The 25679-nt window shown below is 67.1% G+C and carries 23 protein-coding genes and 1 tRNA gene; 16 read left to right on the top strand and 8 right to left on the bottom strand.

Annotation, left to right across the window (positions count from 1 at the left end):
• Positions 1 to 47: 47 nt before the first annotated feature.
• The 7 genes from lysS to AC5RVD_RS06160 all read left to right on the top strand — a co-directional run bounded on the left by lysS (position 48) and on the right by AC5RVD_RS06160 (position 7973).
• Positions 48 to 1565, top strand: a complete 1518-nt coding sequence (gene lysS, locus AC5RVD_RS06190; RefSeq protein ID WP_494126377.1) for a lysine--tRNA ligase — start codon at positions 48 to 50, stop codon at positions 1563 to 1565.
• A 2-nt stretch (positions 1566 to 1567) separates the two neighbouring features.
• Positions 1568 to 1726 carry a hypothetical protein gene (locus AC5RVD_RS06185; RefSeq protein WP_494126376.1) on the top strand — a complete coding sequence of 53 codons (159 nt, stop codon included), beginning with the start codon at positions 1568 to 1570 and terminating at the stop codon, positions 1724 to 1726.
• A 221-nt stretch (positions 1727 to 1947) separates the two neighbouring features.
• The gene (locus tag AC5RVD_RS06180; protein WP_494111002.1) at positions 1948 to 2280 is read left to right on the top strand and encodes a histone-like nucleoid-structuring protein Lsr2; all 333 of its coding nucleotides are present in this window, start codon (positions 1948 to 1950) and stop codon (positions 2278 to 2280) included.
• Between the two features lie 163 nt (positions 2281 to 2443).
• Positions 2444 to 4942: an ATP-dependent Clp protease ATP-binding subunit gene (locus AC5RVD_RS06175; RefSeq protein WP_494001939.1), complete on the top strand. Its 2499-nt coding sequence runs from the start codon at positions 2444 to 2446 to the stop codon at positions 4940 to 4942.
• A 167-nt stretch (positions 4943 to 5109) separates the two neighbouring features.
• The gene (locus tag AC5RVD_RS06170) at positions 5110 to 7203 is read left to right on the top strand and encodes a S9 family peptidase (RefSeq protein WP_494126468.1); all 2094 of its coding nucleotides are present in this window, start codon (positions 5110 to 5112) and stop codon (positions 7201 to 7203) included.
• 9 nt (positions 7204 to 7212) lie between these two features.
• On the top strand, positions 7213 to 7722 hold the full coding sequence (locus AC5RVD_RS06165) for an amino-acid N-acetyltransferase (RefSeq protein ID WP_494126375.1): 510 nt from the start codon (positions 7213 to 7215) through the stop codon (positions 7720 to 7722).
• Positions 7723 to 7820: 98 nt separating this feature from the next.
• Positions 7821 to 7973, top strand: coding sequence for a hypothetical protein (locus AC5RVD_RS06160; protein ID WP_494126374.1), 153 nt, complete (start codon positions 7821 to 7823; stop codon positions 7971 to 7973).
• Positions 7974 to 8036: 63 nt separating this feature from the next.
• On the opposite strand, the gene AC5RVD_RS06155 is transcribed toward AC5RVD_RS06160, so the two are convergent.
• Positions 8037 to 9002 (bottom strand): HhH-GPD family protein, encoded by a 966-nt coding sequence (locus tag AC5RVD_RS06155; RefSeq protein WP_494126373.1) that lies wholly within the window; start codon positions 9000 to 9002, stop codon positions 8037 to 8039.
• 86 nt (positions 9003 to 9088) lie between these two features.
• On the opposite strand from AC5RVD_RS06155, the gene AC5RVD_RS06150 reads away from it, so the two are divergent.
• Positions 9089 to 9718 (top strand): hypothetical protein, encoded by a 630-nt coding sequence (locus AC5RVD_RS06150; protein WP_494122317.1) that lies wholly within the window; start codon positions 9089 to 9091, stop codon positions 9716 to 9718.
• A 15-nt stretch (positions 9719 to 9733) separates the two neighbouring features.
• Here the strand turns inward: AC5RVD_RS06150 and disA are convergent, their stop codons facing one another.
• The 3 genes from disA to AC5RVD_RS06135 form a co-directional block, all read right to left on the bottom strand.
• The gene (gene disA / locus AC5RVD_RS06145; protein WP_494126372.1) at positions 9734 to 10807 is read right to left on the bottom strand and encodes a DNA integrity scanning diadenylate cyclase DisA; all 1074 of its coding nucleotides are present in this window, start codon (positions 10805 to 10807) and stop codon (positions 9734 to 9736) included.
• A 103-nt stretch (positions 10808 to 10910) separates the two neighbouring features.
• A complete protein-coding gene (gene radA / locus AC5RVD_RS06140) occupies positions 10911 to 12278 on the bottom strand; it encodes a DNA repair protein RadA (protein ID WP_494126371.1) in 1368 nt (455 codons plus the stop codon).
• Positions 12279 to 12307: 29 nt separating this feature from the next.
• The gene (locus tag AC5RVD_RS06135) at positions 12308 to 13435 is read right to left on the bottom strand and encodes an FUSC family protein (RefSeq protein WP_494111008.1); all 1128 of its coding nucleotides are present in this window, start codon (positions 13433 to 13435) and stop codon (positions 12308 to 12310) included.
• Between the two features lie 244 nt (positions 13436 to 13679).
• Here AC5RVD_RS06135 and pstS point away from each other — a divergent pair, with 244 nt between their 5' ends.
• From pstS to pstB, 4 genes are all read left to right on the top strand, one after another.
• Positions 13680 to 14792: a phosphate ABC transporter substrate-binding protein PstS gene (pstS, locus tag AC5RVD_RS06130; protein ID WP_494126370.1), complete on the top strand. Its 1113-nt coding sequence runs from the start codon at positions 13680 to 13682 to the stop codon at positions 14790 to 14792.
• A gap of 149 nt (positions 14793 to 14941) precedes the next feature.
• Positions 14942 to 15868 (top strand): phosphate ABC transporter permease subunit PstC, encoded by a 927-nt coding sequence (pstC, locus tag AC5RVD_RS06125; RefSeq protein WP_494111010.1) that lies wholly within the window; start codon positions 14942 to 14944, stop codon positions 15866 to 15868.
• On the top strand, positions 15868 to 16983 hold the full coding sequence (gene pstA / locus AC5RVD_RS06120; RefSeq protein ID WP_494111011.1) for a phosphate ABC transporter permease PstA: 1116 nt from the start codon (positions 15868 to 15870) through the stop codon (positions 16981 to 16983). The genes pstC and pstA overlap by 1 nt, the downstream gene beginning before the upstream one ends.
• Positions 16984 to 17009: 26 nt before the next feature.
• Positions 17010 to 17789, top strand: a complete 780-nt coding sequence (gene pstB, locus AC5RVD_RS06115) for a phosphate ABC transporter ATP-binding protein PstB (RefSeq protein ID WP_494111012.1) — start codon at positions 17010 to 17012, stop codon at positions 17787 to 17789.
• Positions 17790 to 17879: 90 nt separating this feature from the next.
• Here pstB and AC5RVD_RS06110 read toward each other — a convergent pair whose 3' ends face one another.
• From AC5RVD_RS06110 to AC5RVD_RS06100, 3 genes are all read right to left on the bottom strand, one after another.
• Positions 17880 to 18890 carry an inorganic phosphate transporter gene (locus AC5RVD_RS06110; RefSeq protein WP_494111013.1) on the bottom strand — a complete coding sequence of 337 codons (1011 nt, stop codon included), beginning with the start codon at positions 18888 to 18890 and terminating at the stop codon, positions 17880 to 17882.
• Complete coding sequence (locus AC5RVD_RS06105) at positions 18891 to 19508, bottom strand: nuclease PIN (protein ID WP_494111014.1); 618 nt, start codon at positions 19506 to 19508, stop codon at positions 18891 to 18893.
• Positions 19509 to 20050: 542 nt separating this feature from the next.
• Positions 20051 to 20698, bottom strand: a complete 648-nt coding sequence (locus tag AC5RVD_RS06100) for a hypothetical protein (RefSeq protein WP_494111015.1) — start codon at positions 20696 to 20698, stop codon at positions 20051 to 20053.
• Positions 20699 to 20888: 190 nt separating this feature from the next.
• Between AC5RVD_RS06100 and AC5RVD_RS06095 the strand changes: the two genes are divergently transcribed.
• From AC5RVD_RS06095 to AC5RVD_RS06080, 4 genes are all read left to right on the top strand, one after another.
• Positions 20889 to 20961: transfer RNA gene (locus AC5RVD_RS06095), tRNA-Lys, on the top strand.
• Positions 20962 to 21699: 738 nt separating this feature from the next.
• Positions 21700 to 22209 carry a diaminobutyrate acetyltransferase gene (gene ectA / locus AC5RVD_RS06090; protein WP_494126369.1) on the top strand — a complete coding sequence of 170 codons (510 nt, stop codon included), beginning with the start codon at positions 21700 to 21702 and terminating at the stop codon, positions 22207 to 22209.
• 131 nt (positions 22210 to 22340) lie between these two features.
• Positions 22341 to 23612 (top strand): diaminobutyrate--2-oxoglutarate transaminase, encoded by a 1272-nt coding sequence (gene ectB, locus AC5RVD_RS06085; protein WP_494126368.1) that lies wholly within the window; start codon positions 22341 to 22343, stop codon positions 23610 to 23612.
• Between the two features lie 152 nt (positions 23613 to 23764).
• A complete protein-coding gene (locus tag AC5RVD_RS06080) occupies positions 23765 to 24163 on the top strand; it encodes an ectoine synthase (protein WP_494126367.1) in 399 nt (132 codons plus the stop codon).
• Between the two features lie 184 nt (positions 24164 to 24347).
• Here AC5RVD_RS06080 and AC5RVD_RS06075 read toward each other — a convergent pair whose 3' ends face one another.
• A complete protein-coding gene (locus AC5RVD_RS06075) occupies positions 24348 to 25628 on the bottom strand; it encodes an MFS transporter (protein WP_494126366.1) in 1281 nt (426 codons plus the stop codon).
• Positions 25629 to 25679: the final 51 nt, after the last annotated feature.

The raw sequence follows: 25679 nt of genomic DNA, 5'->3' as shown, positions 1-25679 counted from the left end.
CGGGACGTTTGGCTGGCCCGGCCCCGGTACCGGTACCCTTAACTACCGTGACCCGCGATAATTCCCCCACCCCACATCCCGCAGCCGAGGCTGCCGACGCCTCCGAGCAGATGCATGTGCGCATGGCCAAGCGCGCCAAACTTTTGGAGCGCGGCGTCGAGGCCTACCCGGTGGGCGTGGACCGGACCCACACGCTGGCCGAGGTGCGCGAAAAGTACGGCCACCTCGAGGCGGACGAGACCACCGGCGACATCGTCGGAGTGTCCGGGCGCGTGGTCTTCATCCGCAACACCGGCAAGCTCTGCTTCGCGACCCTGCAGGAAGGCAACGGGGTACGCCTGCAGGCGATGTTGAGCCTGGCGAACATCGGCGAGGAAGCGCTCGCCGACTGGAAGGCGCTGGTGGACCTGGGCGACCATGTGTTCATCCGCGGCGAAGTCATCAGCTCCAAGCGCGGTGAACTGTCAGTGATGGCCGATACCTGGCAGATGGCCTCCAAGGCGCTGCGTCCGCTGCCCGTGCTGCATGCCGGCCTCAATGAAGAGACCCGCGTGCGGCAGCGCTACGTGGACCTCATGGTGCGCGACGAAGCACGCCGGATGGTTTACACCCGTGCTGCTGTCATCCGCTCCATCCGGGAGACCCTCCACTCCCACGGCTACGTGGAAGTGGAGACCCCCATGCTGCAACTGGTCCACGGAGGCGCGACGGCCCGTCCCTTCGAGACACACCTGAATGCCTTCGACCAGGACATGACCCTGCGCATTGCCACGGAGCTTTACCTCAAGCGCGCGGTGGTCGGCGGCATTGACCGGGTCTTCGAGATCGGCCGGATATTCCGCAATGAAGGCGTCGACTCCACCCACAGCCCCGAATTCACCACGCTGGAAAGCTACGAAGCGTATGCCGACCAGTTCGTCATGGGCGAGCGCATGAAAGAAATGATCCTGAATGTGGCCGACACCATAGGCACCCGGGTGATTGAAACCCCGCAAGGCACTATCGACCTGAACGGGGAATGGCGCTGGCTGGGTGTCTATCCCGGCTTGTCCGAAGCGGTGGGCCGGGAAATCACCCCGCAGACCGGCGGCGAGGTGCTGCGCGAAATAGCCGAACAGCATGGCGTGAAGATCGACCCGAAGTGGGATACCCAGAAGACCGTCGTCGAGCTGTTCGGCGAAATCGTCGAGCCGACGCTGCTGCAGCCGACCTTCGTTTACGATTACCCGCCGGCCGCGCAGCCGCTCGCACGCAACCACCGGGACAATCCTGAGTTGATCGAGGCGTGGGACCTGATCATCGGCGGAATGGAACGGGGTACCGCATTCTCGGAGCTGATTGATCCGGTGATTCAGCGCGAACGCCTGACCGAGCAGTCGCGAATGGCAGCGGCGGGAGACGAGGAAGCGATGCAGTTGGACGAAGACTTCCTGCGTGCCCTCGAATACGGTGCGCCGCCGATGGGCGGAATCGGACTCGGCATTGACCGATTGGTGATGCTTTTCACCCAGGTGGGAATCCGCGAAACGATTCTGTTCCCGCTGCTGAAGCCGGAGCTGGGCTGAGCATGGAATATCTGTGGGTACTTGCACCGTCGCTCGGTGTCGGGCTTTTGTTCTATTTCGTGATGAAAGCCATATTCAACGCCGACCGGAAAGAACGCGAAGCGTTGGCGGAGGCCGAGCGTGAAGCCGAAAGGCGCGCGGCCGAAGGCGGCGAAGAATAAGGGCAGGCCCCGGACAATCATCAATTGTCCGGGGTTTTTCCTTTAATCACATTCCCGCGCCAGGTGCAGTGATTTCCCCCATGGTCTAATCCGATATGGACCATGCCGGATTGCGGGCCGACCGAATCAGGCTGTATTGCCTTCAAATGGAGTGTAGGACATAATAAGTATGGTTCGGATTATACCGGACAAATTGATACACCCACCCAAAGGAGCCTTCTGTGGCGCAAGAAGTAAAAATCATTCTGGTTGATGATCTGGATGGTGGCTCGGCCGAGGAAACGGTCCGGTTCAGCCTTGATTCCAGCAGCTACGAAATTGATCTTTCTTCATCGCATGCCGAGGCGCTTCGCGACGCGCTCAAGCCGTACATTTCTGCCGGCCGGAAGATTCCTGCCCGGGGCTCCAAAGCCTCCAAGCCGTCCGGCGGCGCACGCAACCAGGACGCCTCGGCGATCCGCGCGTGGGCACGGGAGAACGGTTACAACGTTAGCGATCGCGGACGTGTGCAATCTGAAATCATCGAGGCCTACAAGGCCGCCCACGGGGGATAACGGGCGGCCCGTTCCACACGGGCAGATCGATCGGCGGGGCGGACAGGCAACTGTCCGCCCCGTTTGCCGTCCTGTGGGGGGCATTACCCCTAGGGCGAACAGGCCGCACAACGGCCATCCGGGCACGTAGCATCAAAGTACGCAGTAGCTAGGAGTGTGCGAGATGTTTGAGAGATTTACCGACCGTGCCCGTCGCGTTGTCGTGCTGGCTCAAGAAGAAGCCCGCATGCTCAACCACAACTACATCGGCACCGAACACATCCTCCTCGGATTGATCCACGAGGGTGAGGGCGTTGCCGCCAAAGCACTGGAGTTCCTCGGCGTCTCGCTGAATGGCGTTCGTGAGCAGGTCCAGGAGATCATCGGCCAGGGCCAGCAGGCTCCGAGCGGCCACATTCCGTTCACGCCGCGCGCCAAGAAGGTGTTGGAGCTGTCGCTGCGCGAGGCACTCCAGCTTGGCCACAACTACATCGGTACCGAGCACATCCTGCTGGGCCTGATCCGCGAAGGCGAAGGCGTGGCCACCCAGGTGCTGGTCAAGCTCGGCGCCGACCTCAACCGCGTGCGCCAGCAGGTCATCCAGCTGCTCTCGGGCTACCAGGGCAAGGAGCCGGTCACCGCCGGCCAGCAGCAGGAGGGCACTCCTGCCGGATCGGTGGTGCTGGATCAGTTCGGCCGGAACCTCACACAGGCTGCGCGTGAATCCAAGCTCGACCCGGTGATCGGGCGCGAGCACGAGATGGAACGCGTCATGCAGGTCCTCTCCCGCCGCACCAAGAACAACCCGGTGTTGATCGGCGAGCCCGGCGTCGGCAAGACCGCCGTCGTGGAGGGCCTGGCCCAGGCAATTGTCCGTGGCGACGTGCCGGAGACCATCAAGGACAAGCAGCTCTACACGCTGGACCTGGGATCCCTGGTGGCCGGTTCACGCTACCGCGGTGACTTCGAGGAGCGGCTGAAGAAGGTCCTGAAGGAAATCCGGACCCGTGGCGACATCATCCTGTTCATCGACGAGATCCACACCCTGGTGGGTGCGGGTGCCGCCGAGGGCGCGATCGACGCAGCCTCCATCCTGAAGCCGATGCTGGCACGTGGCGAACTTCAGACCATTGGTGCCACCACCCTGGACGAGTACCGCAAGCACATCGAGAAGGACGCCGCGCTGGAGCGCCGGTTCCAGCCGATCCAGGTGGAAGAGCCGTCCGTGGAGCACGCCGTGCTGATCCTCAAGGGACTGCGGGACCGCTACGAGGCGCACCACCGTGTGTCCATCACCGACGGTGCCCTGGATGCCGCCGCGCACCTGGCCCACCGGTACATCTCCGACCGCTTCCTGCCGGACAAGGCAATCGACCTGATCGACGAGGCCGGGGCACGGCTGCGCATCCGCCGGATGACCGCACCGCCGGAGCTCAAGGACATCGACGAGCGCATTGCCGAGCTGAAGAAGCAGAAGGAATCGGCCATCGACGCCCAGGACTTCGAAGGCGCTGCCACGCTGCGGGACCAGGAAGGCAGGCTGCAGGACGAGCGGGCCGAGAAGGAACGCGCCTGGAAGTCCGGCGACCTGGACGAGATCGCCGAGGTGGACGAAGACCTGGTGGCAGAAGTGCTGGCCAACTCCACCGGCATTCCCGTGTTCAAGCTGACCGAGGAAGAGTCCAGCCGCCTGATGCACATGGAGGCCGAGCTGCACAAGCGCGTGATCGGCCAGGACGAGGCGATCAAGGCCATCTCGCAGGCGATCCGCCGTACCCGTGCCGGCCTGAAGGACCCCAACCGTCCCTCCGGCTCGTTCATCTTCGCCGGCCCGACCGGCGTCGGCAAGACCGAGCTCGCCAAGGCCCTGGCGGAATTCCTCTTCGGCGAGGAAGACGCGCTGATCACCCTGGATATGTCCGAGTACTCGGAGAAGCACACGGTCTCGCGGCTGTTCGGCGCCCCTCCGGGCTACGTGGGCTACGAGGAAGGCGGGCAGCTGACCGAAAAGGTCCGCCGCCGCCCGTTCTCCGTGGTGCTCTTCGACGAGGTGGAGAAGGCACACGCCGACCTGTTCAACTCGCTGCTGCAGATCCTCGAGGACGGCCGCCTGACGGACAGCCAGGGTCGCGTCGTGGACTTCAAGAACACGGTGATCATCATGACCACCAACCTTGGCACCCGCGACATCTCCAAGGGCGTCATGACCGGTTTCCAGTCCGGCACGGACACCAAGACCGGGTACGAGCGGATGCGGGCCCGGGTCCAGGATGAGCTCAAGCAGCACTTCCGGCCCGAGTTCCTCAACCGCGTTGACGACACCGTGGTCTTCCCGCAGCTGAGCGAGGAAGAGATCGTCCAGATCGTGGATCTGTTCGTCGAGCGCCTGCGGAAGCGGCTCGCGGAAAAGAACCTCAAGATCGACCTGACCGACGCGGCCAAGGTGCTGCTGGCCACCCGCGGCTACGATCCCACGATGGGTGCCCGGCCGCTGCGCCGGACCATCCAGCGGGAGATCGAGGACCAGCTCTCCGAGAAGATCCTTTTCGGCGAGTTCCACCCGGGCGAGACCATCCACGTGGATGTCGAGGGCGAAGACGACGCGGCGACGTTCGTCTTCAGCAGCACCGGAGCACCCAAGGCAATCGAGGGAGTCCCGGACACCCCGGCACTGTCCCAGTAGCCCGCACTGCACTGCGCAGGGAGAACCCCGGCTTCGGCCGGGGTTCTCCCGTTTAACCGCACACGGCCGCCTCGCGTAGCAAAGCCGCGAATTGCGCCCGTCTCCTGTGATCGGGAACACAAGTAGTGTTTACTGAATCCATGCGTTCTGAAGCAGTCACTTCCGAAATGCGGCCGGAGCTGCCCACCCAGCAGGCCGCCGCCACCCCGTTCCACGACCTGGACCGCTTCATCGCGATGCCGCGGCTGGGGTCCCTGGCTCTCAGCCCGGACGGCAACCGGCTGGTCACCTGCGTCAGCGTGCTGAACCCTGCCTCCACCGAATACGTTTCCGCCCTCTGGGAGGTCGATCCGCGCGGTGAGCGCCCGGCGCGCCGGATTACCCGCAGCTCCAAGGGCGAGTCCGGGGCGGCTTTTGCACGCGACGGCGACCTCTACTTCACGTCCGCCCGGCCCGATCCCGAGGACTCGGCTGAGGAACCGGTCCCGGCCCTGTGGCGCTTGCCGGCCGCCGGAGGCGAAGGCCGCATGGTTCTGTCCCGCCCCGGCGGAGTCGCAGCGGTGCGCTGCGCGCGGGACGCTGACACCGTGGTGGTCGACGCCCAGGTCCTGGGCGGGGCCGCCGACGAAGAGGACGACGCGAACCGCCGCGCCGCCCGGAAAGACAAGAAAGTCTCGGCGATCCTGCATTCCGGGTACCCGGTGCGCTTCTGGGACCACGATCTGGGGCCGGGGCAAAAACGGCACTTCGTGCTCGAGGGCAACGCGGAGGAGGCAGCCCGAACCTTGACCGTGGACGACGAGCCGAAGGGCCGGCTGCGCAACATCACCGGCTGGGCGGGAACCGCCTTGCTGGAAACCGCCGCCGAGCTGAGCCCGGACGGCGCCACCCTGGTGGTCAATGTCCGCCGGCCGCTGGCGCGGGGCGACGCCCGGAGCGTGCTCGCCGCCGTCGACACGGCCACCGGCGGGCAGCGGATCCTGCTGGAGAGCCCGGACACCGACTACGCGCCGGGCCCGGTCAGCCCCGACAACCGCACCGTGGTGGTGGCCTGCGAGTCCGTCTCCGCGCCCGGGACCATTCCGTCCCTCACGCTGGGACTGCTCCCGCTGGCCGGCGGTGAGTTGCGGCCGCTGGCCGCCGACTGGGACCGCTGGCCCAGCCCCGCAGCCTGGCTGCCCGACGGGTCGGCGCTGTTGGTCACCGCCGACGACGGCGGCCGCACCCCGGTGTTCAGCATCGACGTCGCGACGGGTGCCGTGCGCCAGGTGACGCACGACGACGCGGCCTACACCGACGTCGTGGTCAGCCCAAACGGGCAGTTCGCCTACGCGCTGCGCAGCTCCTACCTGTTTCCGCCCGAGCCGGTGCGCATCGACCTGTCCTCCGGCGAGGCCACGGTCCTGCCCTCGCCCGCGCCCCGCCCGGAGTTGGGCGGGAGGCTGGAAGAGATCACGACGACGGTGGGCGCCGGGGGCGCGCACATCCCGGTGCGTGCCTGGCTGGCCCTGCCCGGTGACGCATCCGCGCAGAAGCCGGCGCCGCTGGTGTTGTGGGTGCACGGCGGCCCGCTCGGCTCGTGGAATGCGTGGAGCTGGCGCTGGTGCCCCTGGCTGCTGGTGGCGCAGGGTTACGCGGTCCTGCTGCCGGACCCGGCCCTGTCTACCGGCTACGGGGACGACTTCATCCGGCGGGGCTGGGGGCAGTGGGGCCGGGCACCCTATGAGGACCTGATGGCCATCACCGACGCCGCCGTGCAGCGGGAGGACATCGACGGGACGCGGACAGCCGCCATGGGCGGTTCCTTCGGCGGTTACATGGCCAACTGGATCGCCGGGCACACCGACCGTTTCCGGGCCATCGTGACCCACGCCAGCCTCTGGGCGCTGGACCAGTTCGGACCGACGACGGATGTTTCCCCCTACTGGGAGCGGGAGATGACGCCGGAGATGGCGCTGGAAAACTCCCCGCACCTGCACGTGCAGAACATCAACACACCCATGCTGGTGGTGCACGGCGACAAGGACTACCGGGTGCCGATCGGCGAGGGGCTGCGGCTCTGGTACGAACTGTTGTCGCGCTCGCAGCTGGCCGCCGGAGCGGACGGGAAGACCCCGCACCGGTTCCTGTACTTCCCGGACGAGAACCACTGGGTGCTCTCGCCGCAGCATGCCCGGATCTGGTATTCGGTGGTCTGCAACTTCCTCGCCCGGCACGTGCTGGACCAGGAGAGCGAACTGCCGGCCGAGCTGGGGCTTTAGACTGACTGGGTGACCGCCGCCTTCAGTATCCGCCCCGCCCGCACCTCCGATGTCGTCCAGATTCGCCGGCTGGTCAAGCCGTTGGCCGACAAACGGGTGCTGCTGGAGAAGGAGGCGGTGGCGTACTTCGAAGGCATCCAGGAGTTCCGGGTCGCGGAGACGCCGGCTGGTGAAATCGTGGGTTGCGGCGCCGTGCACGTCATGTGGGAGGACATCGCCGAGGTGCGCACACTGGCCACTGCGGCGCACTGGCGCGGCAGGGGAGTGGGCCGGGCCCTGCTCGACGAGCTGATAGCCGCTGCCAAGGACCTGGGCGTCAGCCGCGTTTTCTGCCTCACTTTCGAGGTGGACTTCTTCACCCGGCACGGTTTCGAGGTGATGGCCGACCAGTCGGTGGTGGACCCGGAGGTGTATTCCGAATTGCTGCGTTCCACGGACGAAGGCGTGGCAGAGTTCCTCGACCTGGCCCGGGTTAAGCCCAATACCTTGGGCAACACCCGGATGATCCGCAAACTTTGATCAGCAGTCCGTCGACACGTTCCGCTCCTGCCGCCTAGGGTTGGAGGCGTTGGTGAGGGAACAGCCGGCCCCCCGCCGGCGCGACGGTAAGGATGACCATGGGTGTGGAAGATATCCTCGGCGGCGACAACGCAGAGCAGCAGGACGGCTCCGCCAAACTGCAGGGAGACAAGCTGGACGGCCTCAAGGACAAGGCCGGCGACGTCGTCGACGACCAGCAGGAGCAGCACAGCGACGGCGGGGACGAGTAGGCGGGAACAAGCAGCAGCCGCGCAGCTGCGACGGCGCCCGCGGGGCGGGCCGGAACCGGTTACCTATCCGGGCAGGGCGATGCCGCTGCCCGCGGTGACGGCCAAGCCGTCCGCGATCAGCCCGTCCAGGGCGCGGCCCAACTGTTCGTCGCCGGCAGGCAGCGCGCGCAGTGCCGCGAGCGGCGTCCGGTAGGCCGCAGGCAGATCGGCCAGCTCGACGCTGCCGAGCAGGACCTCGCGCGGAACCGGGTCCTCGGCCTCGCGCAACACGGCCATCATGGCGCCGCGCACCTGCCGGTCGGTGCCCGCCCAGGCCTGGCCTTTGGGCACGTAGTGGGCCTCGGGCCGGCCGGCCTTGACCCAGGCGCAGCGGTCCAGCACCGGGCAGGCATCGCACCGCGGCGATCTCGCCGTACAGATAAGCGCGCCGAGTTCCATGACGCCGGCATTCCACTCCTTGACGCCGTGGACCGGCATCAGCTCCTGCGCCGTGCGCATTTCGGCGGCATTAAGCGACGGCGCCGGCAGCGCGGCTCCGGTGACCAGCCGGGCATGCACGCGGCGGACATTGGTGTCCACCACCGTTTCCGGCAGCCCGAACGCGAAGGAAGCGACGGCGGCTGCGGTGTAGGTTCCGACGCCGGGGAGCTGCAGCAGACTGGCATGGTCATCCGGCACGCGGCCACCGTGCCCGTCCACGATGGCAGCAGCTGCGGCATGCAGGCGCAGCGCACGGCGTGGATACCCCAGCCTGCCCCAGGCCCGGACCGCTTCCCCGGCCGGATCGGCGGCGAGGTCGGCCGGGCGCGGCCAGCGGCGCATCCACTGCTCCCAGACAGGCAGCACCCGGACCACGGGGGTCTGCTGCAGCATGAATTCGCTGACGAGGATGCCCCAGGGGCTGCAGTCCGGGCGGCGCCAGGGCAGGTCCCGCGCGCTGGACGCGAACCAGGTCCGGATACGCGAATGCAGCAGTTCGGCGTCAGCCGGTTCTGTGGAAGGTGCCGGTGCGGCGGCGGGGCGGGGCATGGAACTCCTACGATGTGACCAACCAATACTGTACTGCCCGGCGTGGTGGTGACGGCGCGGGCCGGTGCTGTCCTTAGCCTTAAGGCATGGCAGGCAACGGCACATCCGGCACCCGCGGGCGGGCTCCCGTCCGGCGGCCCAGCCCCGCCGTTTACCGCCGCCGCCGCTTGGTGGTGCTGGCCCTGGCCGTGATCGTGCTGGCGGCCCTGCTGGCGGCCGGGATGTGGGTCGCCGGCCTGCTGGGCCGGGGAGAGCCGGAAGCAGCGGCAGAGGCACCGGGACCGGCGGCCGCCAGCCCCGCGCCCGCCAGCCCCGCATCCCCGGGCACGGCAGGCTGCGAGGACTCCGACGTCGTCGTTCGGGCCGAAACGGACGCCGCGGCCTACGGGAGCGGGGAGAACCCCACCCTGATCCTGGAGGTGGCCAACGAGGGCAAGGTGCCGTGCGAAGTCAACGTCGGCACTGACGCCATGGAATTCCTGGTCACCAGCGGAGAGGACCGGATTTTTTCCTCGAAAGACTGCCAGGTGGACCCCGAGCCACTGATGATGACCCTTGAGCCGGGCAAGGCCGAACAGGCGCGTTTCGTCTGGGAACGGAACAGGACGGCCCCGGGGTGCACTCCTGTGGAAGCCAACCCGCAGCCGGGCACCTACGTCCTGGTCACGAAGCTGGACAAGAAATCCAGCGACAAGACCGTGTTCGAACTGCGCTAGCGCGCGCCGGGAAAATCAGAGGAAGCGGTCCAGGAGGCTGGTCTCGGCGATGCGGGAAAGGCCTTCACGGATCACGCGTGCCCGCTGTTCGCCGATGCCGTCCACGGCCATCAGGTCATCGATGTTGGCCGCCATCAGCGACTGCAGGCCGCCGAAGTGATCGACCAACCGGTCCGCCACCGCCCGCGGCACCGATTTGACTGCGGCCAGCAGGCGGTAACCGCGCGGCTGGACCACGGCGTCGAGGGAATCCTGACCCACCTGGATGCCGATCACGCTGGCGACGCGGCCCAAGTCGATTAGATCGTTCGAGGTGAAACCGCGCAGCGTCTGAAGGGCGGCGCCGACGTCGATGCCACCCTTGATGTCCGCGTAGTCGCGCAGGATCATCTCGCTGTCCGGACCGAGCCCGGAGGTCAGTTCGTCCAGCTGGAGCGAGAGCAGGCGCCCGTCCACGCCGAGTTCCAGTACGTACTGGGAGATTTCGTCGGAGATGCGGCGGACCATTTCCTGCCGCTGCAGGGTCACCGCTACGTCCCGCACGGTGACCATGGCTTCGATTTCCAGCGCGGACAAGGAGCTGGTGACCTGGTCCAGCCGGGCGCGGTAGCGCTCCAGCGTCGCCAGCGCCTGGTTGGCGCGGGCGAGCACCGGTTCGGAGCCCTCCAGCACGTGCCGGATGCCTTCCACATACAACGCGATGATCTGCATCGACTGGCTGACCGAAATGACCGGCAGCCCGGTCTGGATGGCGACCCGTTCGGCGGTGCGGTGGCGGGTGCCGGACTCCTGTGTGGGAATCGACGGGTCCGGGACCAGCTGCACGGCAGCCTTGACGATGTTCGCGGCGTCCTTGTCGCAGACGATGGCACCGTCCATCTTCGCCAGTTCGCGCAGCCGGGTAGGGGAGAAGTCGATCCCGATATCGAAGCCGCCGCTGCTGATGTTTTCCACCTGCTGGTCGTATCCGAGCACGATGAGGGCGCCGGTGCGCCCGCGGAGAATCCGTTCCAACCCGTCGCGCAGCTGGGTTCCCGGAGCTACACGGGCCAGGGTCGCCTTAAGGGCGTCCTCGGGGCTCTTGACCATGGGGGAGTTTCCTTAGGGCCGGCGGGCATGGGGACGAGGCCGTCGTCCGGACGGCCCCAGGCTCCATGATAAGGCCGGACCAGGGCTATTCCCCTCCGGGCGCTTAGCGGAACAGCGTGGACAGCGCTTCGGAGACGGTATGCACTTCCTTGACGGTGAAGCCAGCCGGCACCTGGCCTGCGCCGTCGGGAGAAGCCGGCACGATCGCGTGCGTGAACCCGAGCCGTTCGGCCTCCTGGATCCGCCGCCCGATTCCCGGCACCGGCCGCACTTCGCCGGCCAGGCCCACTTCACCGAAAGCGATCAACTGCGCCGGGAGCGGCTGATTGGTCTTCGCCGAGGCGATGGCCAGCACGGTGGCCAGATCCGTGGCGGGTTCGCTGAGCCGGACCCCGCCCACCGTCGCCACGTAGCTGTCGTCCTTGTGCAGCGACATCGAGGCGCGGCGCTGCAGCACGGCCATCATCATCGCCACACGCGAAGAATCCAGCCCGCTCGTGGCACGTCGCGGCTGCGCGTTGGAGGTCTCGGCCAGCAACGCCTGCACCTCGGCCACCAGCGGCCGCCGGCCCTCCAGCGTCACGGTGATGCAGGTGCCGGAGACCGGGTCCTTGGTCCGGGACACGAACAGGCCGCTCGGGTCGGTCAGTCCTTCGATGCCGCCCTCGGTCAGGTCGAAGCAACCCACCTCGTCGGTCGGACCGTAGCGGTTCTTGACCGCACGCACCAGCCGCAGGCGCGAATGCCGGTCGCCGTCGAACTGGCAAACCACGTCCACGAGATGCTCCAGCAGGCGCGGCCCGGCGATCGAGCCGTCCTTGGTCACATGCCCCACCAGGATGGTGGTCATGCCCTTGCGCTTGGCGGCGTTGATCAGCGAGGCCGCGACCTCACGAACCTGCGTCACACCCCCGGCGGCGCCCTCCACCGCGCTGCTGCTGAGCGTCTGGACCGAGTCGACGATTAGCAGCGCCGGCTCCAGCTGCTCCACATGCCCCAGCGCTATGCCGACGTCGGTCTCGGCGGTCAGGTAAAGGTTGTCCGCCACCGCCGAAATCCGCTCGGCCCGCAACTTCACCTGGGCCGCCGACTCTTCGCCGGTGACGTACAACACGTCGCGGTCCAGCCGGGCCACCCGCGCGGCAACATCCAGCAGCAGGGTGGACTTGCCAATGCCCGGCTCGCCGGCCAGCAGGATGACCGCGCCCGGGACCAGCCCGCCGCCGAGCACCCGGTCGAGTTCGCCCACACCGGTGGCCCGGAACGCCGCGGTGGTGGCATCGACGTCGGCGATTCGTTCCGCGGGCCGGGAGACGGCGGCCGCGGCCGTGGTGCGCGCCACCACCTGGGTGGCCTCTTCAACCGTTCCCCACGCCTGGCACTCGCCGCACCGGCCCACCCACTTGGCCGTGCTCCAACCGCACTCGGCGCAGCGGTAGGCAGGGGCTTTGGACCGGGTCTTGGTGCTCATGGACCCACAGTAACCAAGGCGGCGGACAATCAGAGTCTGGGTAGGTAGGACGTGGCGTCGTCCCGGCTGAGCCCGGCGGCCTTGAGCAGGTCAACCATGAGCGGCCGGAAGACCAGGATCAGGCCCTCGCCCTCCATGGTGACAACGCCGAGGGTCTTCGGGTGCAGCCGCGTGGCAATCTCGGCCAAATCGTTTCGGGCTCCGGAGAGCCGGCGTTCGCGGGCGCCCGGGTCCCGGTCGGAAAGCCCGGCAGCGAGAATCTCGACGGCGTCGGCGGTCTCCTGAAGCACCTCGGAAAAGCATGCGATGGCCTCGTCGGACATGGCTGCATGGTTGATCACGGACGTCAGGCGCCGGGAGAAGACCCGGCTGTTGCGCATGGCCAAATCCGCCATTTCCGCAGCATCCTGCAGGTCCCCCACTTCGTCCCGGTGCCGGCGGTGGGCCGGTGAAATCCGGGCGACTTCACGGGCCGAGCTGAAGCTGCCGCGGACGTCGTCGATCAGGTTTTGGCTGGCCCGCGCCCGGACCAGGGCGTGCCAGGCCTTGGTGGAGTCGCTGTGGGCGAGGGCAACGGAACACTCGCGCAGTACGGAGGCGAGCTCATCCAGCAGCGTCTGCAGCTTGGAACGCGGTTCGGAGCGCGGATCGCCGGGAATCAACATGGTCACGATCATCGCGAAGGAGCCGCCGATGACGGCGTCGAGGCTGCGGGTGAACGGCCCCCCGTCCGGGGCGGGCAGCAGCACCACCAGCACGGACTGCAGCGCCATCTGGGTGGTGAAGATGGTGCCGCTGTCCAAAAACCTGGCCAAGAGGATGGAAACCAGCAGCACCAGGGCCGCCTGCCAGATGCCCGGCCCGAGGAAGTGCAGCAGCAGATCGCCCACCGCTATGCCCAGCGTGCAGCCGATGGCGACTTCGAGCACTTTGCGCACCCGGGGTCCGTTGGAGAAGCCGAGCGCAATGATGGACGAGGTGGCGGCGAACAGCGGGCCTTCGTGGCCCAGGACCTGCTCGGCCACCGCATAAGCGGCTACCGCGCAGAAGGTGATCCGCACCGCCGGCATGACCGAAGACTTGCTGCGGCTGAAGCCGGCCCGCCCGCGTTTGCGCAGGAACGACCGGGCCTGTGCCAACCGGGTGCCTGCGCTCATACTCCCAGTCTAGGCGGGGCCAGTCCGGCCCCCCGGCACGGCGGCGGTCCATAGTATGAGTGCGCTCACAAAGGCAAGACCCTCACGCGGCCGGTTAGCGAATTGTCCGGTCTTGTTCACCTTGTGTTCACTTTGACCGTGCACATTCTTTACGTGGCGCCCATAGCCTCGAAGGAGCACGACGCCAGGGCGGAAATACGTCCGGTCGTCCTGATCCGTTCTCACCCTGAAAGGGACCATACACGTGAAGGCACATCGCATCGGCCGCGCGGCCGCCGTCCTCTCCGTTGCAACGCTGGCGCTGACCGCCTGTGGCTCCGACAACGCCACCGGCAGCCAGGCCGCTGCCGGCAGCACCGAGACGGCAGCAACCGTTTCGGGCACGCTCTCCGGCGCGGGCGCTTCCTCGCAGGATTCCGCCATGCAGGCCTGGATTGCCGGCTTCGGCGCGCAGAACCCCGAGGCCAGCGTGCAGTACTCGCCGGACGGCTCGGGTGCCGGCCGCGACGCCTTCCTGGCCGGCGGCGTGCAGTTCGCCGGCTCGGACGCCTACATGGACGAGGAAGAGTGGGAGCAGGCCAAGGAGGTCTGCGGCCCCGACGGCGCCATGCACATCCCCGGCTACGTCTCCCCGATCGCCGTGGCCTTCAACCTCGAAGGCGTGGACTCCATCAACATGGACGCCGAGACCATCGCCAAGGTCTTCCGCGGCGAAATTGCCAAGTGGAACGATGAAGCCATCGCTTCGCAGAACGAGGGCGTGGAGCTGCCCGACACCCCCATCACCGTGGTCCACCGCTCCGACGAATCCGGCACCACCGAGAACTTCGTGGAGTACCTGGCCGCCGCAGCCGGCGACGTCTGGACCGATGAAGTCTCCGGCGAGTGGCCCGCCAAGCTCCAGGCCGAGAACGCACAGGGCACCTCCGGTGTGGTCTCCGCCACCACCGCGACCAACGGCGCCATCACCTACGCCGACGCTTCGGCCGTAGGCGACCTGGGCACCGTGAAGGTCAAGGTCGGCGAGGAATACGTCGAACTGAGCCCCGAGGCCGCTTCCAAGGCCGTGGAGGCAGCCACCCCGGTTGAAGGCCGCGGCGACGTGGACATGTCCCTGAACCTCGATCGTGACACCACCGAGTCCGGCGCCTACCCGATCGTGCTGGTTTCCTACCACATCTACTGCTCGACATATGCTGATCAGAACACCGTGGACCTGGTGAAGGCCTTCGGCAACTACGTGATCAGCGAAGAAGGACAGCAGGCCGCGCAGGACTCGGCCGGCAATGCGCCGATCTCCGAGACACTGCGCGAGCAGGCAAAGACGGCTATCGACTCCATCTCGGTGAAGTCGTAGCCCTCACGAAGTCCGGTTGGCCCCGCTCCGTCGCAGTTTGACGGGCGGGGCGCAGCCGTGTTCCGACCGGGACGAAATTGCCCGGACGGAACGAAGCCGCAAGACTGGCAGAACAGCTAGACGAAGTACAGAACCCGAAGGGTTGTGAAGTGTCCCAAACATTGACCGAGACCGGCCAGGGCCGCGCCGGCGACAAGGTCTTTTCCGGCCTCGCGCTTGCCGCGGGGTGCCTGATCCTCTTCGTGCTGTTCTGCGTGGCGGCGTTCCTGCTGTGGCAGGCCCTGCCGACGTTCGGGGCAGACCCCGCCGAAATTTCCGGCGGAAACGGCTTCTGGGGCTACATCTGGCCCATCGTCATCGGTACGCTGATCGCCGCGGCGATCGCCCTGCTGCTGGCGACCCCGGTGGGTGTGGGGGTCGCGCTCTTCATCTCCCACTACGCACCGCGGCGGCTCTCCCAGGGCCTCGGCTATGTGGTGGACCTCCTCGCCGCCATCCCCTCGGTGGTCTACGGAGCCTGGGGCATGACGGTGCTGGCCCCCGCGCTGGTCGGTCCCTACACCTGGCTGGCGGAAAACGCCGGCTGGATCCCGATCTTCGAAGGCCCCGCCAGCCAGACCGGCAAGACCATGCTGACGGCCGGAATCGTGCTGTCCGTGATGATCCTGCCGATCATCACCTCGCTCAGCCGCGAGATCTTCCTGCAGGCCCCCAAGCTCCATGAGGAAGCGGCCCTGGCCATGGGGGCCACCCGGTGGGAAATGATCAAGATGGCTGTCTTCCCGTTCGCCCGGCCAGGCATTGTCAGCGCGGTGATGCTGGGCCTGGGACGCGCGCTCGGTGAGACGATGGCGGTGGCCATGGTGCTCTCCGGCGGCGGGCTCATCGCCAGCCTGATCAAGTCGGGCAACCAGACGATCGCCGCCGAGATTGCGCTGAACTTCCCTGAAGCGTACGGGCTGCGGTTGTCCGAACTGATCGCCGCCGGCCTGGTGCTGTTCGTCATTACCCTGGCCGTGAACATGGTCGCCCGCTGGATCATCAGCCGGCACAAGGAATTCTCGGGAGCCAACTGATGTCCAAACTGCTCACTGAAACCCCCGCCCCGGCCAAGCGCAATACTCTCACCAAGAACCAGATGCCCGGCTGGGCCATCTGGGCCGTTGCCGGCGGCTCGCTCATCCTGGGCGCCGCGCTCTCGTCGCTGATCGGTTTCGGCCTGGTCTCCTGGGCATTGTTGTCAGCGGTGATCTTCGTGCTTGCCGGCTACGTGGTGACGCTCTCGGTGGAGGGGGCGCGCAAAGCCAAGGACCGCTTTGCGACCAACCTGGTCTTTGCGGCCTTCATCATCGCGGTCGTGCCGCTGATCTCGGTGATCTGGACCGTGCTGCAGAACGGCGTCGCCGGGCTGAACTACAACCTGGTCTTCACGTCGATGAACGGCATGACCGGCATGATCGACAACGAGACGACCGCCAACGGCACCGACGTGCTCGGCGGCGCCTACCACGGCATCGTCGGCACCCTGCTGATCACCCTCTGGGCCACCATCATTTCGGTGCCGATCGGCCTGCTCACGGCGGTCTATCTGGTCGAATACAGCAAGGGCGGCCCGCTCTCGCGCGGCATCACCTTCTTCGTGGACGTCATGACCGGCATCCCGTCGATCGTGGCGGGCCTGTTCGCTGCCGCGCTGTTCGGGCTGATTTTCGGCCCGAGCACCCGCACCGGCTTCGTGGCCGCCGTCGCCCTCTCCGTGCTGATGATCCCGGTGGTGGTCCGCTCCACCGAGGAAATGCTCAAGATCGTCCCGAACGAGCTCCGCGAGGCGTCCTACGCGCTGGGCGTGCGCAAGTGGCGCACCATCCTGAAGGTAGTGGTGCCGACGGCGATTTCCGGCATCGCCTCCGGCGTCACCTTGGCCATCGCCCGCATCATCGGCGAGACAGCCCCGCTCTTGGTCACCGCGGGCTTCGTGAACAGCATCAACTGGAACGTGTTCGGCGGCTGGATGACCACCCTTCCCACGTTTATTTACCGGCAGCTGATGAACCCGACCTCGCCCACCAACGTGGACCCCAGCGTGCAGCGTGCCTGGGCCGCTGCGCTGATCCTGATCGTCTTCGTGATGCTGCTGAACCTGATTGCCCGGCTGATCGCCCGCATCTTCGCCCCCAAGACCGGCCGCTGAGCCAGAACCAAAGAGAAGGAACCCCCATGTCCAAACGCATCGACGTCAAGGACCTGAACGTCTACTACGGCAACTTCCGGGCGGTGGAAGGCGTCAACATCAACATCGACGCCAAGTCCGTGACAGCTTTCATCGGCCCCTCCGGCTGCGGCAAGTCCACCTTCCTGCGCACGCTCAACCGGATGCACGAAGTGCTGCCCGGCGCCCGGGTGGAGGGCGAAGTCCTGCTCGACGGGGACAACCTCTACGGCCAGGGCGTGGACCCGGTGACCGTGCGCAGCCAGATCGGCATGGTCTTCCAGCGCCCCAACCCGTTCCCCACCATGTCCATCCGCGACAACGTGCTGGCCGGGGTCAAGCTGAACGACAAGCGGATTTCCAAGTCGGACGCGGACGCGCTGGTGGAGAAGTCGCTGACCGGCGCCAACCTGTGGAACGAGGTCAAGGACCGGCTGAACAAGCCCGGCTCCGGCCTCTCCGGCGGCCAGCAGCAGCGCCTGTGCATCGCGCGCGCCATCGCGGTGTCCCCGCAGGTGATTCTGATGGACGAGCCCTGCTCGGCGCTGGACCCCATCTCCACGCTGGCGATCGAGGACCTGATCGAGGAACTCAAGACGGAGTACACCGTGGTGATCGTGACCCACAACATGCAGCAGGCGGCGCGCGTGTCGGACAAGACGGCGTTCTTCAACATCGCCGGCACCGGCAAGCCGGGCAAGCTGATCGAATACGGCGATACCCCGACCATCTTCAGCAACCCCACGCAGAAGGCCACGGAAGACTACGTCTCCGGCCGCTTCGGGTAAACCCGTCCCGCAGCCAGGACGACGGCGGTGCCACCCCCCTGCGGGCGGGAGGCATCGCCGTCGCTGTTTAAGAAGGCCGCCGCCGGAGGGCTAGAGCATCGGATCCAGGGCCAGCAGCAAGATGGCCCCGACGAGCGAGGTTGCCAGCAGGGTCAGCACCCAGGTGGCCAGCACGCGGCTGGCCACCCGCCAACGCACCGCATGCATCCGCTGCGTGGACCCGGCGCCCAGGATGGCCGCCGTCATGGTGTGCGTGCTGGAGAGCGGCATGTGCAGCCCGATGGCCCCGACGAACAGCATGGCGGAGCTGACGCCCTGCGCGGTGGCGCCGTGCAGGGGATCAATTCGCACCAGCCGGGACCCGAGCGTGTGCGAGATCCGCCAGCCGCCGAAGAGCGCGCCCACGGCCAGCAGAACCGCCGCGAACAGCTGCACCCACAGCGGCATCCGGTCGCCGGAGGCATAGCCGGCCGCGGCCAGTCCCAGCAGCACCACGGCCATGGTGCGCTGCCCGTCCTGCAGGCCGTGGCCCAGCGAGAAGGTACCGGCAAAGACCGCCTGGGCCAGCCTGGTGGTCCGGCCGACCTCGCGCGGTGTCCGGTACCGGGCCAGCCACGTCAGCGGGACGATCGCCAGGTAGGAGAGCACGAACGCCACCAAGGGTGAGAGCAACAGCGGCAGGATCAGCTGGCCCCAGATCGGGTTTTCCGTGGCGCTGATGTTCTCGCCGCCCAACAGGGTGGACGCCGCCCCCGCCCCGATCAGGCCGCCGAGCAGCGCATGCGTGGACGACGACGGCATCCGCTGCCACCACGTGAACACTCCCCAGGCGCAGGCGCTCAGCAGCCCGGCCAACAGGATGCCCAGCCCGGAGCGGCCTTCGGGCAGGCCGATCCATCCGGTACTGATCACCAGGGCCAGGGTGCTGGAGATCAGCGCACCGGCCAGGTTGCAGACGGACGCGAGCACGACGGCGACACCCGGGGTGAGCGCGCGGGTGCGCACCGAGGTGGCCACGGCGTTGGAGACATCATGGAAGCCGTTGATGAAGGCAAAGCAGCCGGCGAAAGCGACCACCAGCACCAGGAGGAACAGCTCCACCTACGATTCCTTGACCAGGATCTGGCCTACGTGGTGGGAAGCCTGGCGAAGTGTCTTGGTGGCGGCTATCAGCTGGTCGGCCACGTCGCGGTGCCGGGCGAGCGTGGCGCCCTTGTGTTCCGACAAAAGCTCCGAGACCCACACCCGGTGGGTGCGTTCGGCCCGTTTGGCGAGCCGGACCATCTCGATGCAGTACTCGTCGAGGTCCTCCAGGGAGTTCAGCCGCGGCATGGCGTCCCGGGTCATCTCCGACATCCGCCCGATGACCTCCAGCTGCTCGGAGGCCCGGGCAGACAGGCGCTTGACCCGGTTGAGCGCGATCAGTTCCGCGGCGCCGTCGAGGTGTTCAAACGTGTGCACCAAATGCAGCGAGAGCTGGAACATGTCCTCGCGGGGGAGCGGATTGACGAAGCTGGTACGCAGCGTGGTCAGCAGCGCGAAGCGCAGCCGGGAGACGTTGGCGTCGCGGTCGTGCAGTTCTTCGGAGAGCTTGTCGTAGTCGTCCGCAGGCGCCCCGAGAATCTCCGAGAGGGTCTTGACTCCCGCCATCAGCTCGGCTGCTGTCTGGGCGAGCAGTTCGAGGCTCTTGGTGTCCTGGGGGAAGAGGCTTAGCTTCATGTCACCGGCGGTTTTCTCACTGGTCCGTACGGCGGAAGGGAAGCATCCGCCGTGCCTAGATTAGCGCCTCTTCGCAAACAAAAATTAATGGTGCCGAACTGGGAGCGCCTCTCGGCGGAAGGCCGCTCGAGGCGGCTAAGAGTTGGAGCCCGGGGCTGCCACAGTTCGACACCACCTTCAGTTTTCTACGCCTCACAGCGGATGTCAACAGCCCCGAAAGACCGTGGAAAAACGTGTCAGCAGAAGATATCTGTGGTACACGCGCGCGTCGTTCCGGGCGGGGCCTCTCCGGACGATCCTGCTGTTCCCGCGGCACCACTGTGGGCGTCAGGGCGACGCCGGAAGGCTCGTCGGCGGTAGGGCCCGAGATGCCGCACCGGCACCAGTTGAGCCGTCGCGCCGCCAGCGACGGCGGCCGGGCCGACGGCGGTAGGCCCGTTGGCGGTAGGCCCGTTGGCGGAGATCCCGACAAACGGCAACCAGCCGAGCCCGACGCGCCGCTACGCGACGGCGGTCAGGCCGTGAGGTGCCAGCGACGGCAGCTAGTCGAGCTCGCCGCGCCGCCAGGCGACCGCGGCCGCTTCCAGATCCTCTGCGGTCTTCACGAGCCGGTGCGAATTGAGCGTCAGCTTGGTGGCGTGGTTCTCGTTGGCGGACTCGGCAGAGTCGGCGTGATGGGTCTGGCCCAGCGCGACGATCCGGCAAAAGGCCGCCGACCGGTCAAGGGCCACGTCGAAATCACCGTCGAAGGCGCCGGAGAGAATTGTGTCGGCCATGGCGCGGACCTCGTCGGCGCCGGGCGGTTCGGCCACTCCGGCGATGACCTTGGACACTTCTGCCGATGCCGTCCCGGCCTTGAAATAGGCTGCCAGCTTGTCCGGGTGGGCCTGGGCCGCGGCGCGCAGGGCGTAGAGCCGCCAGAGCGCGCCGGGCAGGGAGCGGGCAGGACTTTCGGACCACATTTCAGCGATGGCCTCGAGCCCCTGTTGGTCAGCCAGCTTGACCAGCCTCTCGGTCACTTCGGGATCATCGGAGCCGCGCCCGCGGTGCACCAAGGCCTGGGCCGCGAGGTGGGCGGCCTCGGAGACGCGTGCCGGGTCGGCGCCGCCGGCGAAGTCCTCAAAATCCAACGGGGCAAAAGGCTTCGGCTTATGCGGCCGGGGGACATTGTTTCCGTTGTTCGGGCTCATGCCTCGACCTTACTCCCGCCTCCAACGCCGGTACAGAGAGGTGTCGACTCGCGATTTCGGGACCTTCCGAGGCAGCCGGCAGGGCGGACACGCGGCGGATTCGGGTGCGCGGTGGTGGGTGCGATAAACTGGGAACCGGCCAAATCCGACCTTGCCTGGGTTCTATCTGGAGCAGAGCGGACCGGCTGGCGGGCCTTTAGCTCAGTTGGTAGAGCATCGGACTTTTAATCCGCGGGTCGCGGGTTCGATCCCCGCAGGGCCCACCGCGAAAGCGGCTTCGACTGGTTGTTTGCCGGTCGGAGCCGCTTTTTTGTGGGCGTCCCGCCTTACGGGCTCCAGTCCGATTCAGCCCACGTTCACGCAAACCTGTCCACGTTCAGGCCAATCTGTCCACGTCTTGGCTATCCACAGGCGCTTGACCTGCGCTTATATCTACAGGCGCTCCCAAACATGGACAACGGCACGACGGGCTTCTTCCCCGGCGCCCAACTGCCCGCAGCCTGCTCGACTGACCGGATCGGGGGCCTCCAGTCGGTGCGCCGGGTAACGGACCCCGGGGCTTCCCGCACGGCGTGGAGCTAGCCTCGGCCGCGGGCTCGTGCCGAGGCCCGGATCACGGCCTCCGGGGCTTCCCGCGGCGTGGAGTTAGCCGGCCGCGGGCTCGCGCCGAGGCGCCGGGTAACGGCCCCCGGGGCTTCCCGCGCGGCGTGGAGCTAGCCTCGGCCGCGGGCTCGCGCCGAGGCGCGGATAACGGGCATTTGGGCGCTCCCTGGCCGGCGGGTGCACAGTTCTATGGCCGGCCGTCACATTGCAAATGTCACAAAAGGGTAACGATAAGGACGGTCCGAGGCACCGCCGTCGTTATTCGGCCACAGCGCAACTGGCACAAGGGATGCGGCGGAATGGGGCCGGGGCGGCATGCGCGGTGAAAACGTTCCGATCCTTGTCAAGTCGGGAAAAGTCAGGTTGATAACGTCTCTGATCTCGTTACGTTGGAAGGGATGGTTGAAGAACTAGCAGAAACCCAGACCAGACCGAGGATCGAAGCAAGCTTCCGTAAACCAACCCTGCACGACGGGCAGTCCCTGTGGCGCATGGCCAGTGATTCCCAGGTCTTGGACCTGAACTCGTCCTACTCCTACCTGCTGTGGACCCGCGACTTCGCCGAGACGTCGATCATCGCCACAGTCGACGGCGAGCCGGCCGGTTTCATCACCGGTTACATGCGCCCCGATGAACCAGGCACTTTGATGGTGTGGCAGGTGGCCGTGGACCGGCGATTCCGCGGCCGCAGGCTCGCGGCGGACATGCTTGACCGCCTGGCCGGACAAGTCCTGGCCGAGCGGGTGGAAACCACCATCACAGCGGACAATGAGGCCTCCGTCCGGCTGTTCGCCGGCTTCGCGTCGCGCCGCGAGGCGCCAATGGAACGCGAACCACTCTTCACCGAAGAGCTCTACCCGGACGGGCATGACACCGAGTACCTGTTCCGGATCGGCCCGCTCAATTAATCCTGCCGGCATCCGCCGCCGGCCAAGCACCACCTCCACCAACGCACATCCGCATGAATCGACCTGCGGCTGCTGCGCGCTGTCCCCTACCCGGGCCGCCCGCTGCCGCACTGAGCAAGGAAGCGTATTCCATGACTGACATTTTCGAGACCCTTGAGTCCGAGGTCCGCGGCTACTGCCGCAGCTGGCCCGCCGTGTTCACCCGCGGCGAGGGCAGCACCCTGACCGCTGAGGACGGGACCACCTACCTGGATTTCTTCGCCGGCGCCGGTGCGCTCAACTACGGCCACAACAACCCGAAGCTGCTGCAGCCGCTGCTGGAGTATCTGGCCAGCGGCGCCGTCGTGCACTCGCTGGACATGAAGACCCCCGCCAAGCGCACGTTCCTGGAAACCTTCCAGCAGGTCATCCTCGAGCCTCGAAACCTCGACTACAAGGTGATGTTTCCCGGCCCCACCGGCACCAACACGGTTGAGGCCGCACTGAAGCTGGCCCGCAAGGTGACGGGCCGCCAGCACATCCTCTCCTTCACCAACGCGTTCCACGGCATGACGCTGGGTTCGCTGTCGGTGACCGGAAACTCGATGAAGCGCCGGGGCGCGGGCATCCCGCTGACCAACAGCTCCAAGATCCCCTACGACGACTACTTCTCCGGCGAAACCACCGATTTCCTGTGGCTGGAGCGGGTGCTCGAAGACAGCGGCTCGGGCGTGGACAAGCCGGCGGCCATCATCGTGGAGACGGTCCAGGGCGAAGGCGGCCTCAATGCCGCCCGGGCCGGCTGGCTGCGCGGCCTGGCCGACCTGTGCAGGAAGCACGAAATCCTGCTGATCGTCGACGATGTGCAGGCCGGTTGCGGCCGCACCGGAACGTTCTTCAGCTTTGAGGAAGCCGGCATCACCCCGGACATCGTCTGCCTGTCCAAGTCCATCTCCGGCTACGGCCTGCCGATGGCGCTGACGCTGTTCCGTCCCGAGCTGGACGTCTGGAGCGCCGGCGAGCACAACGGCACCTTCCGCGGGCACAACCCGGCATTCGTGACGGCCACGGCGGCGCTGGAGACCTACTGGCGGACCGGCGAGTTCCAGAAACAAATCCAGGCCCGGGCTCTGCAACTGCACGAGGGCCTGGAGCGGATCGCCGGCCTCGTGGACGGCGCCAGCGTGCGCGGCCGCGGCCTGCTGGCCGGGGTCAAATTCCCGGATGACGAGACCGCCGGGAAGATTGCCGCGGTGGCCTACGAAAACGGCCTGCTGGTGGAAACGTCCGGCCCGGAGGGCGAAGTGGTGAAGCTGATGCCGGCCCTGACCATCAGCGCAGCCGAACTGGACCGCGGCCTGGACATCTTGGTCGACGCGACCCGCGCGGTGACCGCTGTGCCGGAGCTGGTCGGAGCCCTCTAGGGCGCCGGCCGCACCCTGGCGGCCGCCGCGCCCTGGCGGCCGCCGCACCTTGGCGCGACCGCCGGCCGCACCCTGGCGCCGGCCGCGCCGTGTGGCCAAGCCGCCCCTGCACACCACCAACGAAAATTCCCGACCCCACTTGAGGAGTACCGATGCTTGTTACCAACCTGAACGACCTGAATGACACCGACCGCGACGTAAAGTCCGAGACCTGGCGGAGCCGCCGCATGGTGCTGGCAGGGGAGGGCGTGGGCTTTTCGTTCCACGACACGGTGATCTACGCGGGCACTACCTCCACGTTCCACTACGCCAACCACATCGAGGCCGTCTACTGCGTCCAGGGCGAGGGCACGCTGACCAACGAGGTCACCGGCGAAGTCCACGACCTGCGGGACGGAACCATGTACCTGCTGGACGGGCACGAGAAGCACACGGTCCGCGCCACCACCGAGCTGCGCATGGCCTGCGTGTTCAACCCGCCCGTCACCGGCCGCGAAGTCCACGACGAGAACGGCGTCTACCCGCTCTTCGAGGCCGAGCCGGCCAACTGACTCCGGCAGCCGCGCCCGGACTTCGTCGGCGCCCGGGAATCCACCCCGGCCGGCCGGTAGTTACGGAATGCCGTCACTGAACTGACGGCAGACGACGACGGCGGTGGCCCGCCTTCCGCAGGGCATCATGCGGAAGGCGGGCCACCGCTTTTGCATGACCAAGGTGTTGCCGTGAAGCCTGGTGCTAGCCCGCCAGTTGCGGGAGATCGTCCGGGAGATCGCCGTGGCGGGCGTGGCGAAAGTCGGACGCCGCCAGTCCTGCCGCCACCAGCACAAAGCAGGCAGCCGCCACCCAGAGGATCGGCGGGTAGCCCCACGCATCGGCGGCCAAGCCTCCCAGCGGCGCCCCAATAACGATCATCGCGCGGTTCATGGACCGTGTGGTCGTGTTCATTCGCGCTTGGAGCCGGTCCGGTGTGACGGCCTGCCGGTAGCCCATCTCGTTGGCGTTCTCGGCACCCATGGCGAGGCCACACAGCAACTGTCCGACGGCGACGATGAAGATTGCCTGACCGGGGCTGTCCATGGATGAGGCCATCGCGATGATCGCCCAGGAGACAGCCATCGAAGCCCGGCAGACGATCACAACGCGGCCGGCTCCCCAAGACAGGCCCCACCGGCTGGAGAATGACGCACCAATCAGGGCGCCTACTCCGGCGCAGGCCAGCACCGCACCGAATTCGAAGGGGCCGAGGCCCAGGCCGAGCAACGCATAGGGAACGAAGACGGTCACTAGCACGCTGTTGGCAAGGAACCAGCCGTGTGTTGAAAGGGTCAGCGGCCCGAGCATCCGATGCCGGTAGGTAAAGCGCAGCCCTTCGGCGATGTCGGCCCACAGGCTCTGCCTGCCAGTGGTGGCGGGTGGGGCCGGTTCCGGAGTCTTCAACAGACCCACCACAACTGCCGAGTAGAGATAAGTCATCGAGTTCACCAGAACCGCCAGCGGCGGTCCCAGCAGACCGACCAGTCCGCCGGCCAGGGCCGGTCCCGATGCCTGGGCCACGGACGAACTCTGGTCCAGCCGCGCGTTGGCCGGGAGCAGTGCATGTTGCGGAACCAACCGCGGCAGGAACGATTGCGATGCAGAGTCATTGAGCAGCGACAGTACGCCGAAGCCGGCCACGAAGGCGACCAGGACCGGCAGCTCCAGACGGCCCAGCAACCAGAGCAGCGGAATGAGGCCCAGCAGCAGCCCGCGGCCCAGATCCGTGCCGATGAGTACCGGGCGACGTCGGCCCCGTTCCATCAGCGCCCCGACCAGCAGGCCCAGCACGGCGTACGGCAGCCAGCGCGCGGCGTTAACCAGGCCCACTTCCACCGCCGTCCCGCCGAGCGTCAGGACCACCAGTACCTGCAGGGCCACCGTGGTGAAATACGCCCCGAACTCGGAGACTGTCTCGGCGGTCCACCACGCGAAGAAGCCGGGGAGCCGGAAGACGTCCTTGCCGCGGCCTTCGGGGGTCATCCAAACAGTCTGCCAGCGCCGCCGCCGGGCTCGGCAAGGACCCGCCGATCC

The sequence above is a fragment of the Arthrobacter sp. THG-b23 genome (assembly GCF_059091265.1).
Note: the sequence above shows the minus strand (reverse complement) of the source record. Positions and strands in the feature narration are given on the sequence as shown.

Coding starts and splice junctions, on each gene's coding strand:
- AC5RVD_RS06155 (WP_494126373.1), bottom strand. CDS start 9,002: ATGCCCCGCCCCGCCGCCGCACCGGCACCTTCCACAGAACCGGCTGAC.
- pstB (WP_494111012.1), top strand. CDS start 17,010: ATGTCCAAACGCATCGACGTCAAGGACCTGAACGTCTACTACGGCAAC.
- radA (WP_494126371.1), bottom strand. CDS start 12,278: ATGAGCACCAAGACCCGGTCCAAAGCCCCTGCCTACCGCTGCGCCGAG.
- AC5RVD_RS06160 (WP_494126374.1), top strand. CDS start 7,821: ATGGGTGTGGAAGATATCCTCGGCGGCGACAACGCAGAGCAGCAGGAC.
- AC5RVD_RS06175 (WP_494001939.1), top strand. CDS start 2,444: ATGTTTGAGAGATTTACCGACCGTGCCCGTCGCGTTGTCGTGCTGGCT.
- AC5RVD_RS06080 (WP_494126367.1), top strand. CDS start 23,765: ATGCTTGTTACCAACCTGAACGACCTGAATGACACCGACCGCGACGTA.
- disA (WP_494126372.1), bottom strand. CDS start 10,807: ATGGTCAAGAGCCCCGAGGACGCCCTTAAGGCGACCCTGGCCCGTGTA.
- AC5RVD_RS06185 (WP_494126376.1), top strand. CDS start 1,568: ATGGAATATCTGTGGGTACTTGCACCGTCGCTCGGTGTCGGGCTTTTG.
- AC5RVD_RS06105 (WP_494111014.1), bottom strand. CDS start 19,508: ATGAAGCTAAGCCTCTTCCCCCAGGACACCAAGAGCCTCGAACTGCTC.
- AC5RVD_RS06135 (WP_494111008.1), bottom strand. CDS start 13,435: ATGAGCGCAGGCACCCGGTTGGCACAGGCCCGGTCGTTCCTGCGCAAA.
- AC5RVD_RS06100 (WP_494111015.1), bottom strand. CDS start 20,698: ATGAGCCCGAACAACGGAAACAATGTCCCCCGGCCGCATAAGCCGAAG.
- AC5RVD_RS06170 (WP_494126468.1), top strand. CDS start 5,110: ATGCGGCCGGAGCTGCCCACCCAGCAGGCCGCCGCCACCCCGTTCCAC.
- ectA (WP_494126369.1), top strand. CDS start 21,700: ATGGTTGAAGAACTAGCAGAAACCCAGACCAGACCGAGGATCGAAGCA.
- AC5RVD_RS06075 (WP_494126366.1), bottom strand. CDS start 25,628: ATGACCCCCGAAGGCCGCGGCAAGGACGTCTTCCGGCTCCCCGGCTTC.
- ectB (WP_494126368.1), top strand. CDS start 22,341: ATGACTGACATTTTCGAGACCCTTGAGTCCGAGGTCCGCGGCTACTGC.
- pstA (WP_494111011.1), top strand. CDS start 15,868: ATGTCCAAACTGCTCACTGAAACCCCCGCCCCGGCCAAGCGCAATACT.
- AC5RVD_RS06150 (WP_494122317.1), top strand. CDS start 9,089: ATGGCAGGCAACGGCACATCCGGCACCCGCGGGCGGGCTCCCGTCCGG.